The sequence below is a fragment of the Micromonospora sp. KC721 genome, from assembly GCF_004348355.1.
Lineage (GTDB): Bacteria > Actinomycetota > Actinomycetes > Mycobacteriales > Micromonosporaceae > Micromonospora.
Genome location: NZ_SMJY01000056.1, coordinates 12,276 through 29,527 on the forward strand (window position 1 = coordinate 12,276; position 17,252 = coordinate 29,527).

14 protein-coding genes are annotated in these 17,252 nt (G+C 73.9%); 10 read left to right on the forward strand and 4 right to left on the reverse strand.

What is annotated here, in order from left to right:
• Positions 1–98 precede the first annotated feature (98 nt).
• Entirely contained in the window at positions 99–2,225 is a 2,127-nt protein-coding gene (locus E1182_RS12600; RefSeq protein ID WP_243706194.1) for a DUF4153 domain-containing protein, read from the reverse strand.
• A gap of 165 nt (positions 2,226–2,390) precedes the next feature.
• On the opposite strand from E1182_RS12600, the gene E1182_RS12605 reads away from it, so the two are divergent.
• Positions 2,391–3,329, forward strand: a complete 939-nt coding sequence (locus tag E1182_RS12605) for a lytic polysaccharide monooxygenase (RefSeq protein ID WP_132264359.1) — start codon at positions 2,391–2,393, stop codon at positions 3,327–3,329.
• Between the two features lie 40 nt (positions 3,330–3,369).
• Here E1182_RS12605 and mgrA read toward each other — a convergent pair whose 3' ends face one another.
• On the reverse strand, positions 3,370–4,359 hold the full coding sequence (gene mgrA / locus E1182_RS12610) for an L-glyceraldehyde 3-phosphate reductase (RefSeq protein WP_132264361.1): 990 nt from the start codon (positions 4,357–4,359) through the stop codon (positions 3,370–3,372).
• 126 nt (positions 4,360–4,485) lie between these two features.
• Between mgrA and E1182_RS12615 the strand changes: the two genes are divergently transcribed.
• The 7 genes from E1182_RS12615 to E1182_RS12645 all read left to right on the forward strand — a co-directional run bounded on the left by E1182_RS12615 (position 4,486) and on the right by E1182_RS12645 (position 12,527).
• Positions 4,486–5,457, forward strand: a complete 972-nt coding sequence (locus E1182_RS12615) for an aldo/keto reductase (protein WP_132264363.1) — start codon at positions 4,486–4,488, stop codon at positions 5,455–5,457.
• 57 nt (positions 5,458–5,514) lie between these two features.
• Positions 5,515–6,765: a sensor histidine kinase gene (locus E1182_RS12620; protein WP_132264365.1), complete on the forward strand. Its 1,251-nt coding sequence runs from the start codon at positions 5,515–5,517 to the stop codon at positions 6,763–6,765.
• Complete coding sequence (locus E1182_RS12625; RefSeq protein ID WP_132264367.1) at positions 6,762–7,412, forward strand: response regulator transcription factor; 651 nt, start codon at positions 6,762–6,764, stop codon at positions 7,410–7,412. Before E1182_RS12620 ends, E1182_RS12625 begins: the two co-directional genes overlap by 4 nt.
• Before the next feature lie 78 nt (positions 7,413–7,490).
• Positions 7,491–8,501 (forward strand): hypothetical protein, encoded by a 1,011-nt coding sequence (locus tag E1182_RS12630; protein WP_132264369.1) that lies wholly within the window; start codon positions 7,491–7,493, stop codon positions 8,499–8,501.
• 72 nt (positions 8,502–8,573) lie between these two features.
• Positions 8,574–10,034 (forward strand): sigma 54-interacting transcriptional regulator, encoded by a 1,461-nt coding sequence (locus E1182_RS12635; RefSeq protein ID WP_132264371.1) that lies wholly within the window; start codon positions 8,574–8,576, stop codon positions 10,032–10,034.
• 2 nt (positions 10,035–10,036) lie between these two features.
• Positions 10,037–11,989, forward strand: a complete 1,953-nt coding sequence (locus E1182_RS12640; protein WP_132264373.1) for a VWA domain-containing protein — start codon at positions 10,037–10,039, stop codon at positions 11,987–11,989.
• A 64-nt stretch (positions 11,990–12,053) separates the two neighbouring features.
• Positions 12,054–12,527 carry a hypothetical protein gene (locus E1182_RS12645; protein ID WP_132264375.1) on the forward strand — a complete coding sequence of 158 codons (474 nt, stop codon included), beginning with the start codon at positions 12,054–12,056 and terminating at the stop codon, positions 12,525–12,527.
• 10 nt (positions 12,528–12,537) lie between these two features.
• Here the strand turns inward: E1182_RS12645 and E1182_RS12650 are convergent, their stop codons facing one another.
• Positions 12,538–13,188: a TetR/AcrR family transcriptional regulator gene (locus tag E1182_RS12650; protein WP_132264378.1), complete on the reverse strand. Its 651-nt coding sequence runs from the start codon at positions 13,186–13,188 to the stop codon at positions 12,538–12,540.
• A 66-nt stretch (positions 13,189–13,254) separates the two neighbouring features.
• Here E1182_RS12650 and E1182_RS12655 point away from each other — a divergent pair, with 66 nt between their 5' ends.
• On the forward strand, positions 13,255–14,916 hold the full coding sequence (locus E1182_RS12655; protein ID WP_132264380.1) for an NAD(P)/FAD-dependent oxidoreductase: 1,662 nt from the start codon (positions 13,255–13,257) through the stop codon (positions 14,914–14,916).
• Here the strand turns inward: E1182_RS12655 and E1182_RS12660 are convergent.
• The gene (locus E1182_RS12660; protein WP_132264383.1) at positions 14,913–15,641 is read right to left on the reverse strand and encodes an RICIN domain-containing protein; all 729 of its coding nucleotides are present in this window, start codon (positions 15,639–15,641) and stop codon (positions 14,913–14,915) included. The genes E1182_RS12655 and E1182_RS12660 overlap by 4 nt on opposite strands.
• Before the next feature lie 162 nt (positions 15,642–15,803).
• Here E1182_RS12660 and E1182_RS12665 point away from each other — a divergent pair, with 162 nt between their 5' ends.
• Positions 15,804–17,186: an FAD-binding oxidoreductase gene (locus tag E1182_RS12665; protein WP_132264385.1), complete on the forward strand. Its 1,383-nt coding sequence runs from the start codon at positions 15,804–15,806 to the stop codon at positions 17,184–17,186.
• Positions 17,187–17,252 lie beyond the last annotated feature (66 nt).

A 17,252-nucleotide genomic window follows, 5' to 3' on the forward strand; every position in this document is an offset into this window, starting at 1 on the left:
CCGCCTGCGACCCCGGCGACACGCCGCCGCTGCGGCCAGGTGGGGTACGCCCGCGTCGCGCCGCCACGGCCCGGATGACCGTGGCGGCGCGAGCCGGATCAGCGCGTCTTGGGCAGGTCGAACTGGTCGGCGGCCTTGCAGTCCTTCTGCCCGCCGATCGCCCGTGGTCCGAGCCGGTCGAGTTCGGCCCGGGCCCGAGCCCGGCCCAGGTTCCACGCGTACCAGGGGTCCGCCCGGTCGAGGTCGTCGTCGATCCAGCTCAGCGTGCAGCGACGGACCCGGTCCGGCAGCGTGGCCAGCGCCGGGGTGGCGTCGGCGGAGAGCGCCCGCAGGTACCAGGCGTCGATCTTGCCGGTCTGCTCGTACCGGGCGATGTTGCGGCGGGCGGCGTAGTCCTCCGGGTTGAGCACGGCCAACCCCAGCAGCATCGCCACGGCCAAGCCCACCGTGACCCCGGGGATCCACCGCCCCCGCCAGCGGACGCCGGCGGCCAGGATCATCAGGAAGACCGTCCCGAGCAGCAGCTCGAACGCCATCACGAAGATCCGCTCACCGGTGAAGCTGTAGACCTTCTGGTAGGTGTACATACGGGACAACGCCGAGATCACGATCACCACACTGAGCGCGCTGAGCAGGCCGAGCAGCACCCGCAGCAGGACGCGCTCCGCCCGGCGCTCCCGCCGCGCCCACCGGGTCACCCCACCGAGGACCGCCAGGGTCAGCAGCGTGACGACCACGAGCTGCCAGAAGCCGCTGCGGGCGTACTGGGCGTAGCTGAGACCGGCGGTACGCAGGACGTGCCGCTGCCCGCCGAAGAGCACGGTGAACTGCACCACCACGAAGCCGGCGAAGAGTGCGGTCAGCGCGGCGATGGCCGGCGCCCACTCCAGGACGCCGAGCCGGCGCTCGCCGGGCCGGTCCACCGTGGAGAGGTCCGGCGGGGCGGCCAGGGTGTAGACGGCGGCGACGGCGATCAGGCCACCCACCGCGGCCAGGAAAAGCCACCGGAACAGCCCTGCGATGTTGATCTCCGGCATGATCGCGCCGAGGACCTCGGAGAACGCCGCGTCGGCGGAGGAGAGCAGGGCACCGAAGACCAGCAGTACGAGCCCGGTGGCGACCGTCGACCAGACCACTCGACGGATCACCCCCGTGTCGGGGGCGGCCGTGAGGTGCCGGCGTACCCACGGCAGCCCGCGCAACGCCGCGAACGGGGCCGCGACCATGCTGTACAGGATCGAGCGGATCAGTGTCCCTCCGATGATCGCCAGCGCCGCGCAACCGAGCGCTCCGAGCACGCAGAAGGTCACCAGCCACCAGGCGTTGCGGAAGGCGAGCACGGCCAGCAAGGCGAGTGCCGCCCCGGCCCAGCCGGCCCGGACCAGGCGTTCGGTGCGGGCCATCCCGACGGTGCGCGACCGCACCGCGGCGAGCACCGCGACGGTCAGCACGAGCCAGCCGAGGAACCAGCCGATCCCGACCCGACCCAGCGGGACGAAGGAGGCCACGCCCAGCGCCCCGGCCGCGACGGCGGCGGGTACCGCCCAGCCGGTGGCCGGCTTCGGGCCGGGCCAGCACCGCTGGAGGAAGCCCGGCGGAGCCGGCCGGGGCGCCCAGGAGACCGGCGGCCCGCCGTACTGCAGCCCGGGTGACCCGTCGGGCGGCGTGGGCCCGGTGACCGGGCCGGGACGAGCCGGTGCGGTCGGGCCGGTGACGGACGCCGAGCCGGCACCGGTGCCGGCCGGCGGCGTGGCGGCGGCGTGCGCGGTCGCCCCGGCCGGACCGCCGGCCCCGGTCACCCCGGCCCCGGCGGCGTCGGTCACGCCGGTACCCGTTGCTCCGGTGGGGTCGGTCACGGCGGTACCGGTCGACGGAGCCGACGGCGGCCCGACGGCCGGGCTGGCCGGCCCGCCGGTCGGGTCGGCGCCGGGTCCGGCGGTGGCCGCCGCGGCCACGACGGGCACCATCGGAGTGGCGGCCGGGTCGTCGGTCGCCGGCACCAGGGGTACGAACACCGCGAACCCGCGGGTACCGGGTGGGACGGCGACCGGGATGGCCCACCCGGGCTGACCCTCCGGGCCGGGCCAGACCAGGTTCGGCGGCGCGCCGTCCGCGGTCGGCATGACCAGCAGGTACGGCGTCGCGTCGGTGGGCGGTGGACGCTCGCTTCCGCCGGCGGGCGGGTTGGCTTCGGGGGAGTCCGGTGGTGGTGGCGGCTCGGACACGGCACGCTCCTTGATCAATGAGGTGTGGTCACTGTAGAGCCAACCCCGCCCGGCCCGCCGTCCCCGGAACCCCGGCAGGTGGCACAGCCTCGCGGCCGTGCGCCCGCGGCATCGGCGGTGAACCTTTGCCGCGCGCCGTCCGTACCAGTGCGCGGGAGGTCCACCGTGAAGCCCGTACGTCGAGTGCTCGCCGCCGTCGCGGCGTGCGTCGCGACCGTTGCGCTGCCTGCGGCACCGGCCGCGGCGCACGGCGCGCCCACCAGCCCGGTCAGCCGCAACGCGGCCTGTGGCCCGGCCGGGGAGTACGCCTCGACGCCGGCCTGCCGGGCCGCGCTGGAGGCCGGTGCGGCGCTGCGTGAGTGGGACAACATCCGGCAGTACGGCGTCGCCGGCCGGGACCGGGAGAAGATCCCCGACGGCGAGCTGTGCAGCGGCGGCCTCTCCGCGTACCGGGGTCTGGACCTGGCCCGCGACGACTGGCCGGCGACCGAGGTGACCGGCGGCGCCAGGTTCACGTTCCGCTACGCGGGCACCGTCCCGCACGAGGGCACCTTCCGGCTCTACGCCACCCTCCCCGGTTACGACCCGCAGAAGCCACTGACCTGGTCGGACCTGTCGGAGCGCCCCTTTGTGACGGTGACCGACCCGCCGCTGCGCAAGGGCGCGTACGAGTTCACCGGGCGGTTGCCGGTCGGGCTGGCCGGGCGGCACCTGATCTACACGGTGTGGCAGAACTCTGACAGCGCCGACACCTACTACTCCTGCTCCGATGTGGACTTCGTCGAGCCGGCGGCCGAGTCCCCGACCGCCGACGTCACCGCTTCGCAGGTCCTGGCCGGGCCGCCCGGCGTTGCGGGCGTACCCGGGCCAACCGGCGTGCCCGCGTTCACGACGGAGCCGGCGCAGCCCGGGGCGGACGGCGTACCGGTGGCGGCGGTGTCCCGGCTGCGTGACGACACCTACCTGCTGGCGAGCGGGGCCGCGGCCGCCACGGTGCTGCTCGGCGCGATCGTGGTGTTACGGCTGCGCCGGCCCAGTGCCCCGCCCCCGGGTCGCCCCTGCGGGGTGCGCAACCACCGTGCCGGCCGCCGCCGGATCTGGTGACGGCGGGCCGGCGTACCCCTCGGCGCTCGCCGACGCCGGCTCAGCCGAGTAGCCGGTCGATCTCGGCCAGCTCGTCGGCGGTGAAGTCCAGGTTGTCGACCGCGGCGACGTTCGTCTCCAACTGGGCCACGCTGCTCGCCCCGATGATCAGGCTGGTCATCCTCGGGTCGCGCAGCGCCCAGGCGAGCGCGAGCTGGGCGAGGCTCTGGCCGCGTCGCTCGGCGAGCGTGCCGAGTCCTCGGATGGTGGCCAGCTTCTCCTCGGTGAGGTCGCTCTCGTCGAGGAACACGCTGGTGCGTACCCGCGAGTCCTCGGGGATGCCAGCCAGGTAGCGGTCGGTGAGCAGGCCCTGGGCGAGTGGGCTGTACGCGATGCAGCCGGCGCCCACCCCGGCCAGCGTGTCGAGCAGGCCGTCGTCCTCGATCCGACGGTTGAGCATCGAGTACCGAGGCTGGTTGATCAGCAGCGGGGTGCCCAGGTCGCGCAGAATCGCCGCGGCGCGGGTGGTCTGCTCGGAGGTGTAGTTGGAGACGCCGACGTACAGCGCCCGGCCGGAGCGGACGATCGCGTCGAGCGCGCCCATCGTCTCCTCCAGCGGGGTCTGCGGGTCGAAGCGGTGCGAGTAGAAGACGTCGACGTAGTCCAGGCCCATCCGGCGCAGCGACTGGTCGAGCGAGGCGATCAGGTTCTTGCGCGAGCCCCACTCGCCGTACGGGCCGGGCCACATCAGGTATCCGGCCTTGCTGGAGATCACCAGTTCGTCCCGGTACGGCTTCAGGTCGGTGGCGAGCATCCGGCCGAACGCCTCTTCGGCGGCACCCGGTGGTGGCCCGTAGTTGTTCGCCAGGTCGAAGTGGGTGACCCCCAGGTCGAACGCGCGGCGGACGATGTCCCGCTGCCGCTCGTAGGGTCGGTCCGGCCCGAAGTTGTGCCACAGGCCCAGCGAGACGGCGGGCAGCCGGATCCCGCTGCGGCCACTGCGCCGGTAGCTCATCGAGTGGTAACGGTCGTCCCTGGCGAGGTAGGTCACGACTGAAGACCCTAACCGCGCCCGACGTGCCACTCGTAGCGGAGCCGGGGCAGCTCCCGGCCGGTGGACGGGGAGACGGAGGTGCCGGCCGGCCTGCGACACACCGGCGGGGAGTAGCTTCGGACCATGCGTTACGTCCGGCTCGACACCCCCAAGCCCATCTCGAAAATCGGCCTCGGAACGTGGCAGTTCGGCTCCCCGGAGTGGGGCTACGGCCGCGACTACGAGCGCCGGGCCGCCGAGATCGTGCGGCGTGCGCTCGAACTCGGGGTCACCCTCTTCGACACCGCCGAGCTGTATGGCTTCGGCCGCAGCGAGCGCATCCTCGGCGCGGCGCTCGGTGACGACCGGGCGAAGGCCGTGGTGGCCAGCAAGATCTTTCCGCTGCTGCCGATCGCTCCGGTGGTGCAGCAGCGGGCGGTCGCCTCCGCGGCCCGGCTCGGCGTCGACGGTATCGACCTCTACCAGGTGCACCAGCCCAACCCGGTGGTCGCCGACACCACCACCATGAGCGGCATGCGCACTCTGCAGGACGTCGGGCTGGTCGGCGAGGTCGGCGTCAGCAACTACGGCCTGCGCCGGTGGCGGTTCGCCGAGGCCGCGCTGGGCCGCCGGGTGCTGAGCAACCAGGTCCGCTACAGCATGATCGACCGTGGCCCCGAGGAGGACCTGATCCCGTACGCGGAGCAGGCCGGCCGGATCGTCATCGCGTACAGCCCGTTGGCGCAGGGGTTCCTCTCCGGCCGCTACGACGCCATGAACCCGCCGAGCGGGGCGGTGCGCCGGGGCAACCCGTACTTCCTGCCGGAGAACCTGGCGCGCGGCAGCGAACTCATCGCGACCCTGCGCGAGGTCGCCGACGCGCACGACGCCACACCGAGCCAGATCGCGCTGGCGTACCTGCTGCGGCACCCGAACGTGGTGGCCATCCCCGGTGCGTCCGGGGTGGAGCAGATGGAACGCAACGCGGCCGCCGCCGAGATCGACCTGGCCGACGACGAGTACGTCGCGTTGGTCGCCGCCGCGCACGCCTTCCGTCCGGTCACCGGCCTGGCGGCCGTACCGCGGATGATCCGCGCCCGGCTGCGAGCCCGCTGAGCCGATCTCCCCGGGGCGGGGGAGTCGCGGATCGCCCGGCGGCGGGACAATGCCCGGGTGACCATCCGGGGTGTGTTCGCGCCGCTGGTGCGCGGCAGCACCTGGCGGCGTGCCGTGTTCCTGCTCCTCGGCGGCGTGCTCGCGCTGCCGTACGCGCTGCTGGTGGTGGCCTTCGCGCGGCTGCTGGGCAGCGCCGACGTGCCGCGCCCGCTCGGTTTCGGGCTGCTGCTGGTGGGTGCCGGGCTGGCCGTGGTGCCGGTGTTCCTGGCTGGCAGCCGGGCGTTGGAGATCGCCGCCGCCCGGGCGTTGCTCGCCGTCGACCTGCCGGAGCCCGCCCCCGACCACCGGATCGACCGGGAGACCCGGCTGCGCGCCGCACTCTGGATCGCCCTGCACCTGGGCACCGGCGCGGCGGTGCTGTTCGCCGCGATCAGCGCGTTCCCGATGGCGTTGGTGTTCGTCGCCGGCCTGGCCGGGATCGACACGGGCGTCGCGCCGGACGAGCGCTTCGGGCCGCTCGACCCGGCCCACCCGGTGCCGGCCGGGCTGGTCGGGCTCGCTGTGCTGGTCGCCCTCGGCTACGCGGTGGCCGGGCTGGGCGCGCTCGCCGCGTCGATGGCGCCGGTGCTGCTCGGCCCGGCGCAGGCCGAGCGGATCGCCGCGCTGGAGGCCCGGGCGGTCCGGCTGGCCGAGCGCAACCGGCTGGCCCGGGAACTGCACGACTCGGTGGGGCATGCCCTCACCGTGGCGACCCTCCAGGCCGGGGCCGCCCGCGAGCTGCTCGACACCGACCCGGAGTTCAGCCGGCGGGCGTTGCGGGCCATCGAGGAGACCAGCCGGCGCGCCATGGACGACCTCGACCACGTGCTCGGGTTGCTCCGGGACACCGGGACCGGGCGTGGCCCCGCGACCACCGCGCCGCAATCCACGCTGGCCGGTCTGGACCGGCTGGTCGCCGACGCCCGGGCCGCGGGGTTGGTGGTGGAGTCCCGGATCGGTGGGCCGCTGGACGCGCTGCCCGCCGTGGTGTCCCGCGAGGGCTACCGGATCGTGCAGGAGGGGTTGACCAACGCGGTCCGGCACGGCCGCGGGCCGGTCACGCTGCGGGTCGCCGTACCCCCTGAAGGGTTGGAGATCGAGCTGGTCAACGCCGTGCGCGGCAGCCCCGGGCCGACCGGCGGCGGACGCGGGCTGGACGGCATGCGGGAGCGGGTGCTGCTGCTCGGCGGGCAGCTCGACGCCGGCCCCGAGGGGGACCGCTGGCGGGTCCGGGCCACCCTGCCCGCGCCGAGGGAGGAGACCGAGTGACCATCGACGTGCTGATCGTCGACGACGACGAACTGGTCCGGATCGGCCTGCGGGCGATCGTGGGCGCCCAGCCGGACCTGCGCGTCGTGGGGGAGGCGGCGGACGGCGCGGAGGTGCCGCCACTGGTCGCCAAGCTGCGCCCGCGGGTGGTGCTCATGGACGTGCGGATGCCGGGCATCGACGGCATCCAGGCCACTCGCCGGCTGCTCGCCGCCTCCGCCGACCCGCCGCGCGTCCTGGTGGTCACCACGTTCGCCAACGACGAGTACGTCTACGAGGCGCTGCGCGCCGGGGCGAGCGGCTTCCTGCTCAAACGGGCCCGCCCGGCCGAGGTGGTGGAAGCCGTGCGGGTGGTGGCTGCCGGCGAGTCGTTGCTCTTCCCGGCCGCCATCCGGCAGCTCGTCGGCGCGTACGGGCGGCGTGGCGGGGACCGGCTGCGCGCCGCCCGGCTGACCGACCGGGAGGCGGAGGTGCTGCGGCTGATGGCGGCCGGGCTGTCCAACCAGGAGATCGCCGCGCGGCTGGTGGTCGGCGTGGAGACGGTCAAGACGCACGTCGGGAACGTGCTGGCCAAGCTCGGGGTGCGGGACCGGACCCAGGCGGTCGTCGCCGCGTACGAGTCGGGGTTCGTGGTTCCGGCCGGCTGAGGCGTTCCCTCCCACGGGGGAGCGGGTCCACCCCGGGGCGGGAGGAATCCGGCGACGGGCCGGCCGAGGCTTCAGGGCATGACTCTCCCGCTGCGTACCCGACTCGGCCTGGCTGCCCCGGTCGCCGCCGCCTGGCTCGGCGTCTGGGGCGTGCTCGCCCTGGTGTCCACGCTGACCGGCGCCGGCTATCCGCTCGGCGCGAACGACCCGCACGGCGGCGACGGGGCCGGCCTGCTCGGGCTGGTGCCCGTCTCCGTCGGCCCGCCGTTGTTCGCGGCGGTGCTGCTGACCGGCGCGGTCGCCGCCCTGGCCATGGCCGGGACGGCCGTCCGGCCGTCCCGGCCACTGCGCCTGCTGATCACCGGGTACGCCGCGACCGTCGCCCTCGCGCTGGCGGTGGTGGTCCCCGGGATGCGCGTGTTGGCCCTGCTCGGCTACGCGCCGATGCTGATCGTCGGCGCGCCGTTCGGCTGGCCGCCGGTGGACTACGCCGAGATCTTCACCTGGCCGCTGTTCGCCCGGCTGGCCGCCCTGGTCGGTGGGATGCTGCTGGCCGGCGCGCTGCTGCGCTGGCGGCACTGGACCGCCGAAGGGCCGGCTCCCGGCTGGGCCGCGCCCGCCTCGGCCGCCCGATGGGGCCGGTGGGCAGCGTGGACCGCGGCCGCCATCCCGGTGCTCTACGCGCTGACCCGGTTCGCCTGGCTGGCCGGGATCCCGCTGGGTTTGTCCCGGGAGAAGCTGGCCGAGATACGCGCCGACGGCTCGGTCTGGGCGGGCGCCGGACTGGGCGCGTTCGCCGTGGTCGGCGCGGTGCTCACGCTCGGGCTGGTGGCGCGCTGGGGGGAGCGGTTCCCGCGCTGGCTGCCCGGCCTGGCGGGCCGGCCGGTGCCGGTGCTCCTGGCGGTGATTCCGGCCGGGCTGGTCACGCTGGCCGTCCTCGCGGCCAGCGTCGACATCCTGGCCGCCCCGCGGTTTCTGGAACTGATCCGTGAGGTCAACTCCGCCGCCCTGCCGATGCTGCTGTGGCCGGTCTGGGCGGTCGCGCTGGCCGCCGCGACGTACGCGTACCACCTGCGCCGTCGCGCCTGAGCGCCCCCGGGGGGTTGGTCCCGGCACGGGGCGGGACCGACCCCCCGGGCGGTGTGGAAATCCTGAGCTAGCGTGGGTCGGGTGACCGCTCCCCACCAGGTTCCCCCGGTCCCGCCCGCCGAGCTGCCCACCACGCTCGGCGGGCTGCGCGCGGCCGGCCACCACCACCGCACGGTCAAGCAGGAACTCCGCGACAACCTTCTCGCCCGGATGCGGACCGGCGGGGAACGCTTCCCCGGCATCGTCGGCTACCAGGACACGGTGCTGCCGGAGGTCGAGCGGGCGCTGCTCGCCGGCCACGACATGGTGCTGCTCGGCGAGCGTGGCCAGGGCAAGACCCGGCTGATCCGCTCGCTGGTGGCGCTGCTCGACGAGTGGACGCCGGTGATCCCCGGCTCGGTGCTCAACGAGCACCCGCTGCACCCGCTCACCCCGGCGTCCCGCGCGCTGGTCGACTCCGCCGGCGACGACCTCCCGATCGGCTGGCTGCACCGCTCGATGCGGTACGGCGAGAAGCTGGCCACCCCGGACACCAGCGTCGGCGACCTCATCGGCGACGTCGACCCGATCCGGCTGGCGCAGGGGCGTACCCTCGGCGATCCGGAGACGATCCACTTCGGCTTGGTGCCCCGCACCAACCGGGGGATCTTCGCCGTCAACGAGCTGCCCGACCTGGCCGAACGGATCCAGGTGGCGTTGCTCAACGTGTTGGAGGAGCGCGACATCCAGGTCCGCGGCTACCAGCTCCGGCTGCCGCTGGATCTGCTGCTGGTGGCCAGCGCCAACCCGGAGGACTACACCAACCGGGGGCGGATCATCACCCCGCTCAAGGACCGGTTCGGCGCGGAGATCCGGACCCACTACCCGGTCGGTCTGGAGCTGGAGTTGGCGCTCGTCCGGCAGGAGGCCGACCTGGTCGCCGAGGTGCCGGAGCACGTGCTGGAGGTCCTCGCCCGGTTCGCCCGCGCGGTGCGCGAGTCGCCGTCGGTGGACCCGCGCTCCGGCGTCTCCGCCCGGTTCGCCATCGCCGCCGCGGAGACGGTCGCCGCCGCCGCGCTGCGCCGTTCCGGCCTGCTCGCCGGTGCCGCCTCCGACGGGGTACGCGGGGAAGCCGCGGTCGCCCGGGTCGGCGACGCCGTCTCGGTCACCTCGACCCTGCGCGGCAAGGTGGAGTTCGAGAGCGGTGAGGAGGGGCGGGAGATCGAGATCCTGGCGCACCTGCTGCGCGCCGCCACCGCCGAGACGTTTCGGGCCCGGCTGGCCGGGCTGGACCTGTCCGGCTTCACCGCCCTGGTGGCGGAGGGCACCGTGATCGAGACCGGCGAGCTGGTCTCCTCGGCGGAGCTGCTGCGCCAGGTCGGCACCGTGCCCGGCCTGGCCAAGGCGCTGGACCGGCTCGACCTGGGCGACGCGCCGACGCCGGAACAGGCCGCCGCCGGTGTCGAGTTCGTGCTCGAAGGGCTGCACCTGACCCGCCGGCTCGGCAAGGACGTCACCGAGTCGGGGCGCACCGTCTACGGCGGCCGGGGCTGACCGTGGCCGGCAACCGGTTCCGGTACGGCCAGTGGCGCGGCGGGCTTGACCCGCTCGCCCCGCCGTACGACGTGCGGGCCGCGGTGGACGAGGTCGGCGCGGACGTCCTCGCCGGCGGCAGCCTGCGGGAGGCGCTGCGGAACCTGCTGCGGCGCGGCCCGCAGGGCCGGGGTGGCCTGGACGACCTGGCGGCCCGGGCCCGGCGGCTGCGCCGGGAGGCGCTGCGCCGCGGCGACCTGGACGGCACCGTCACCCGGGCCCGGGCTCTGCTCGACCAGGCGCTCGCCGCCGAGCGGGACGAGCTGCGGGGCCGCGACGGCGACGAGGCGCGCTTCGCCGAGACGGTGCTGGAGAACCTGCCCCGGTCCACGGCCCGGGCGGTGGCGGAGCTGTCCGGGTACGAGTGGGCCAGCGCCGAGGCGCGCGCCACGTACCAGCGGATCCTCGACGGGCTGCGCGGCGAGGTGCTGGAACAGCGGTTCGCCGGGCTGCGCGACGCGGCGCGGGCCGCCGCCGATCCGCAGGTGCAGCGGCAGCTCGCCGCGATGATGCGTGACCTGAACGACCTGCTGGCCCGGCACGCCCGCGCCGAGGACACCACCGACGCGTTCGCCGAGTTCATGCGCCGGCACGGCGAGTTCTTCCCGGAGCGGCCCAAGGACGTCGAGGAACTGGTCGACGTGCTGGCCCGCCGGTCGGCGGCCGGGGAGCGGCTGATGCGCTCGCTGTCGGAGCGGCAGCGCGCGGAGCTGGCCGGGCTGATGCGCCAGTCCCTCGGCGACCGGCTGGCCGGCGAACTGTCCGCGCTCGACACGCACCTGCGCGCGTTGCGGCCGGACCTGAACTGGCAGCGTGGGGAGCGGGTCCGGGGTGACCAGCCGCTCGGCTACGGCGAGGCCACCGGCGCCCTCGGTGAGATCGCGGAGCTGGACGAGCTGCTGGACGCCCTGGAACAGGGGCATCCCGGTGCCAGCCTGGACGACGTGGACGTCGAGGCGGTCACCCGGACGCTGGGCCGCGACGCCGCCGACGACGTACGGCGGCTGCAGGAGCTGGAGCGGGAGCTGCGCCGGCAGGGCTGGGTGGCGCGGGACGCCGACGGGCTGACCCTGAGCCCGAAGGCGCTGCGCCGGCTCGCCGGCACCGCGTTGCGGAGGGTCTTCGCCGACCTGACCGCCGGCCCGCGCGGCCAACACGACCTGCGGGCGGCCGGCGCGGCCGGCGAGGTGGGCGGCGGCTCCCGTCCCTGGGAGTACGGCGACGAGCAGCCGCTGGACGTGGTGCGTACCCTGACCCGCGCGGTACGCCGGGCCGGTCCGACGGTGCCGGTGCCGCTGGCGGTCGAGGACTTCGAGGTGGTGGAGACCGAGCGGCGGGCGTCGGCGGCGGTGGTGCTCTGCGTCGACCTGTCGTACTCGATGGTTTCCCAGGGGCGCTGGGGGCCGATGAAACAGACCGCGCTGGCGCTGTCGCACCTGGTGGCGACGCGGTTCCCGCAGGACGCGTTGCAGATCGTCGGGTTCGGCCGGGAGGCGACGACGCTGACCCGCCAGGAGTTGGCGGCGGTCGAGCCGGACCTGGAACAGGGCACCAATCTCCAGCACGCGCTGCGGCTGGCCGGGCGGCACCTGCGCCGGCATCCGGGCGCGGAGCCGGTGGTGCTGGTGGTCACCGATGGTGAGCCGACCGCCCACCTGGACCCGGACGACGGGCAGGCCTACTTCCACTGGCCACCGCTACCCGAGACGATCGAGGCGACCGTCCGGGAGGTGGACCGGTTGACCCGGTACGGCGCGACGCTGAACCTGTTCATGCTCGGTGACGACCCGGGTCTGCGCCGGTTCGTCGACGCGGTGGCCCGCCGCTCGAAGGGCCGCATGTTCACCCCCGACGCCGACGACCTCGGCGAGTACGTGGTCTCCGACTACCTGCGCGCCCGCCGGGGCCGCCGCTGACCCGTCCGGGTGATCCCGCCCGCCGGGCCGGTGCCGCCTGGCGCGGGGCACGTTGACTGGGGCCATGGACAGCAGCGGCCTGCGGCGGGCGTACGACGAGCTGCTCGACGAGGTGACGGCGGGCGGGTTCGGCCCACCGCCGGCGGGGCAGCTCACCGCCGAGCAGATCGTGGCGCACCTGGCCGTCAACGACGAACTGATGAGCGAGGCGACCGAGGCGGTGCTGGCGGGAGCCCCGTTCGCCTACTACGACCCGGAGACGCTGCACCGCGGCGCGCTGGACGCGCTGGTCGCCGAGCATGGCGGGCTGGATGGGCTGGCCACCCTGCTGCGGGCCACCAGCGGCCGGCTCTGCGCCCTGGTCGAGCGGCTGGGCCCGACCGCCGACACGCCGGTCGAGACCCACCTGAGGGAGGGCTTCGACCTGTGGGTGGACGAGCCGCTACCGTGGTCGCGCACGCTGGACCTGCACACTCGCGTCCACCTGCCCAAGCACCTGGCCCAGTTGCGGATGCTGCGCGACGGCGGCGACGCGTAGCGTCGTCGGCCTAGCGGGGGGTGGCGTCGGTCGCCGTGAGTGTTTTGATCGACGCGAGTGCGGTGTCTGGATCGGCGCCGAGGCCGCTGAGCATGGTGACGAGCATGGGCACCAGGACATGCTCGGTGCCGTCCTCGCCGAAGTAGCCGCCGACGTCGGCCATCACGTAGCCGTGCATCGCGGTCCATAGTTGGCTGGCGATCGCCAGCGGGTCGGCCGGTCGCAGTCGTCGCTGTTTCACGGCGCGGCCGCAGGTCTCCACGATCTCCTCGAAGGCGTACCGGCCGCGTTTGCGCTCGTCGGCGGTCTGGGGGCGGTACATGCCCAGCGGGGCGGTACCGAACATGACGGCGTACAGGTGCGGGTTTTGGCGCGCGTTGACCAGGTAGGCGCGGGCCAGGCCGGCCAGGTCGGTGATCGCGTTGTCCGTGTGTGGCACCTCGGCGAGTCGCGCGGCCAGCCGGGCGAAGCCTTCTGTGACCACCGCGTCGGCAAGATCGGCCATCGAGCCGAAGTGCGTATACACCCCCATCGTGGAGGTGTCGGCCTCGGCGGCGACTCGGCGCAGGGTGAGCGCCGAAGGGCCTTCCTCGGCGAGCAGGCGGGCGGCGCCTTCCAGGAGGCGGACACGGACGGTGGGATCGGTACGACGGTCGACCACGGACCGATCCTAGTGCTATAGCGTTTGATATAGCGACTGATATGCTGCTCGGTGGAGGTGGTTTACATGAACGACTGGGACGCGATCGTCATCGGCTCCGGCCTCAGCGGGCTCACCTGCGCCGCGTATCTCACCGCTACCGGCAAGCGCACTCTCGTGCTCGAACAGAACCAGGTAGCCGGCGGCTGCAGCCAGGTCTTCCGGCGCAAGGGGAACCGGTACGAGTTCGACGTCGGCATGCACTACATCGGTGAGTGCCACCCCGAAGGGCGGATGACGGCGGCACTGCGCGGTCTCGGACTGGACGGTCGGATCGATTTCCGCCAGCTCGACCCCGACGGCCACTCGACGCTGGTGTTCCCTGATCTCACGTTCCGGGTGCCCAGCGACTGGGACACCTACCTGGCTCGGCTGGTCGAGGCGTTCCCCGACCAGGAGCGTGGCCTACGGCTATGCGTGGGCATCCTGCGACGGATCGGCGCCGAGTTGCGTGCCGCCGCGATCCCCGGGTGGACCATCGCAGGCATGCTGCGGTTCGTCCGGGCGGCGCCGACCCTGGCCTCCGTCGGGCTACTGCCGTTGACCTGGCTGTTCGCCGCGTGTCGGCTCAGTCCGCTGGCCAGGGCGGTGATCGTCGGCGAGTCCGGCGACTACGGGGTGCCGCCGTCGCGGACCTCGGTGGCGCTGCACGGCGCTTTCCTTGACCACTATCTCACCGGCGGCGCGTGGTACCCGCGCGGCGGCGGTCAGGTCATTCCGGCTCATCTCATCGACGTCATCCAGACCCACGGCGGCCAGGTGCGCACCAAGGCGCGCGTCACACGCATCCTGATAGACGACGGAACCGTGGTCGGCGTCCAGCTCGACGGGGGCGAGGCGATCCGCGCCCCGATCGTGGTGTCGGGCGCTGACCTCAAGCGCACCTACCTCGACCTCGTCGGCCGCGACCACCTGGCGCCGGCCACCGTCGCCCGGGTGGAGAGGTACCGGATGGCGCTGCCGTTGTTCAGCGTCTATCTCGGACTCGACATCGACCTCGCCAACCAGCTGCCCAACAGCACATACTGGTGCTACCCACACGCCGATGTGGAACAGGTCTACCGCGACATCTACGACGGCCGGATCCCGGACGAGATGCCGATCTTCCTCACCTCGGCCACCACCAAGGATCCGGGAAACCCGCACGCCGCTCCGTCCGGACACTCCACCCTCGAGGTGATGTGCCTCGCCCCGCAGGGCACATTCTGGCCCAGCGGCGACGACTACCGGAAGGGCCCGCAGTACGCCGTGCTCAAGGGACGTCTCACCGAGCAGCTGATCGACCGCGCTGCCACCGTGATCCCGCACCTACGTCAGCACATCGTCTGGCAGGAGGCGTCCAGCCCGCTCACCCATGAACGGTTCACGCTGTCCACCCTCGGCTCCTGCTACGGCATCGAGATGGCCGCCGACCAGATCGGTCCACGCCGACCCGGCCCGCGCACCGAAATCCGCGGCCTGTGGCTCACCGGCGCCAGCACCATCTGGGGCAGCGGCATCGTCGGCGCCGTCAGCAGCGGCCTGGGCACCGCCGGAGCGATCCTCGGCCGCCCGCTCAGCGCCGAAGTCAAGAACGGTGCCGTGATCGCCGACCCGTCCAAGCTCACCCCGATCAGCCCCGACTGGGATCCGCTAGCCGTGTCCAAGCCCAGCTCCCCGCTCCGCCGCCGGTCCCGCGCCGCAGCCTAGTCGACGGTCCACTGCTGGGCGGCGGCGGAGGTGCAGGGGACCTGGCGCAGCTCCGCGCCGGCCTCGGCGGCGCCGTCCTGCGGTTGCGCGCACTTGCCGGAGTGCACCGCGACCACCAGCACCGGCCCGCCGCTGCTGCCGATCAGTCGCCACTGCTGGTTGTCCCGGCCGTGGCAGGGGTACTGGAGCAGCTTCGCCCCGTCGTCGCCGCTGCCGCCGTCGACGTCCAGGCACTGGCCGTGTGCGGCGTTGGTGAGGGTGTACACGTCGGGGGCGACCTGGTTGACCACCCAGCGCTGCTCCGGCCCGCCGGTGCAGGCGACCAGTCGGGCCTGGGCCATCTCGTCGTCGCCGTCGGTGCCGACGCAGAGCCCGGAGGTCGCGGAGCGCAGCACCTTCGGCCCGGCCAGCGGGGTACGCGGCGGGAGACTGCGCGGCGACGGTGACGGCGACGGCGAGGCCGAGGTCGGCGTCGGCTCGGGGCTCTCCGACGCCGGGTCGGCGGACGGGGAGCCCGGGGCAGGCCGGGCCGCGGCAGGGGTCACCGGGGATTCCTCGCCGCCGCCGAGCACGCCGGTGGCGAAGAAGACCCCGAGCAGGATGCCGACCAACCCGACGGCGAGCGCGACCCGCAGCAGCGGGTCCCGGGGCAGACCCGGGCGGGTGGCCCGGCGGCCCGCATAGACGGTGCCGGACGGGTCTCGGGGTGCGTCGGGAACGGGCATGAGGGCATAGTGACCCACCGGCCGGCGTGACGGCCACCCGGCCCGCGCGGCGGTGACCAAGTCGATGCCAGCCGTCGGCCCGCCTGCCCGGGTCCGGTTCCGGCCGCGACACAGCGATTGTGGAGCCCCCCACCAACCGGGCGCGGAGCGTAAAGTGATCTCATGCGCGCACTGCGTGATCATGATCGGGCGGTGGTGACATTGCGGCGGTCGTACGCGGCCGTGCCGCCGGGGCAACCCGTACGCCTCGCCAAACGCACCTCCAACCTATTCCGTCCCCGGGCCGCGGTCAGCGCGCCCGGGCTGGACGTCTCCGGGCTCGACGGTGTGCTCGCCGTCGACCCGGACGCCCGCACCGCCGACGTGCAGGGCATGTGCACCTACGAGAACCTCGTGGACGCCACCCTGCCGTACGGGCTGATGCCGCTGGTCGTGCCGCAGCTGCGCACGATCACCCTGGGCGGTGCGGTCACCGGGCTGGGCATCGAGTCGACGTCGTTCCGCAACGGTCTGCCGCACGAGTCGGTGACCGAAATGGACGTGCTCACCGGCGCCGGTGACCTCGTCACCGCCCGCCCCGACGGGGAGCACGCCGAGCTCTTCGCCGCCTTCCCCAACTCACTGGGCAGTCTCGGCTACGCCACCCGGCTGCGCATCGAGCTGCAGCCCGTACGCCACGCGGTGGTGCTGCGCAACGTGCGGTTCGCCCGGCTGGAGGAGCTGACCGACGCCGTCGGCGAGGTGATCCTCAAGGGCGAGTGGGAGGGCCAGCCGGTCGACGCGATGGACGGGGTGATGTTCAGCCCCGGTGAGGCGTACCTGGTGCTGGCCACCTTCACCGACGACGCGCCCCGGCTCAGCGACTACACCGGCCAGGACATCTACTACCGCTCGCTGCGCCGGCGCACCCGCGACGCGCTCACCGCGTACCACTACCTGTGGCGGTGGGACACCGACTGGTTCTGGTGCTCGTCGGCGTTCGGCGTGCAGCATCCGGTCATCCGTCGGCTCTGGCCGGCCCGGTGGCGGCGCAGCGACGTCTACCACCGGCTGGTCCGCTTCGAGCACCGGCACCAGGTGGCGGCCCGGGTGGACCGGTTTCGCGGGCGGCCCGCCCGGGAGCGGGTGGTGCAGGACGTGGAGATCCCGCTGGAGGGGACCGCCGATTTCCTGCGCTGGTTCGCCCGGCACGTGGGGATGACCCCGGTCTGGCTCTGCCCGCTGCGGCTGCGGGAGCCGTCGGGGCCGGGTTCGGCGCGGGCCTGGCCGCTGTATCCACTGCAACCGGGGCGCAGTTACGTGAACGTCGGGTTCTGGGGCAGTGTGCCGGTCGCCGAGGGTGCGGCGGACGGCGACGTGAACCGCTCGATTGAGCGGGCGGTGTCCGAGGCGGGCGGTCACAAGTCGCTCTACTCGGACGCGTACTACGACCGGGAGGCGTTCGACCGGCTCTACGGCGGGGACGTCTGGCGTGCCGTGAGGGACCGCTACGACCCGGATCACCGGCTTACGGGACTGTACGAGAAGGCGGTAGCACGAAGATGAGCCTCACCGATCGGGAACAGGGCGCGGCGGCCACGCCGGCCACGCCGCCGGGGCGGGGTCGGGGTC

Bases quoted from the DNA above. Each gene is read 5' to 3' on its own strand.
- E1182_RS12615 (WP_132264363.1), top strand. From the start codon at position 4,486: ATGCGTTACGTCCGGCTCGACACCCCCAAGCCCATCTCGAAAATCGGC.
- E1182_RS12655 (WP_132264380.1), top strand. From the start codon at position 13,255: ATGAACGACTGGGACGCGATCGTCATCGGCTCCGGCCTCAGCGGGCTC.
- E1182_RS12660 (WP_132264383.1), bottom strand. From the start codon at position 15,641: ATGCCCGTTCCCGACGCACCCCGAGACCCGTCCGGCACCGTCTATGCG.
- E1182_RS12630 (WP_132264369.1), top strand. From the start codon at position 7,491: ATGACTCTCCCGCTGCGTACCCGACTCGGCCTGGCTGCCCCGGTCGCC.
- E1182_RS12645 (WP_132264375.1), top strand. From the start codon at position 12,054: ATGGACAGCAGCGGCCTGCGGCGGGCGTACGACGAGCTGCTCGACGAG.
- E1182_RS12665 (WP_132264385.1), top strand. From the start codon at position 15,804: ATGCGCGCACTGCGTGATCATGATCGGGCGGTGGTGACATTGCGGCGG.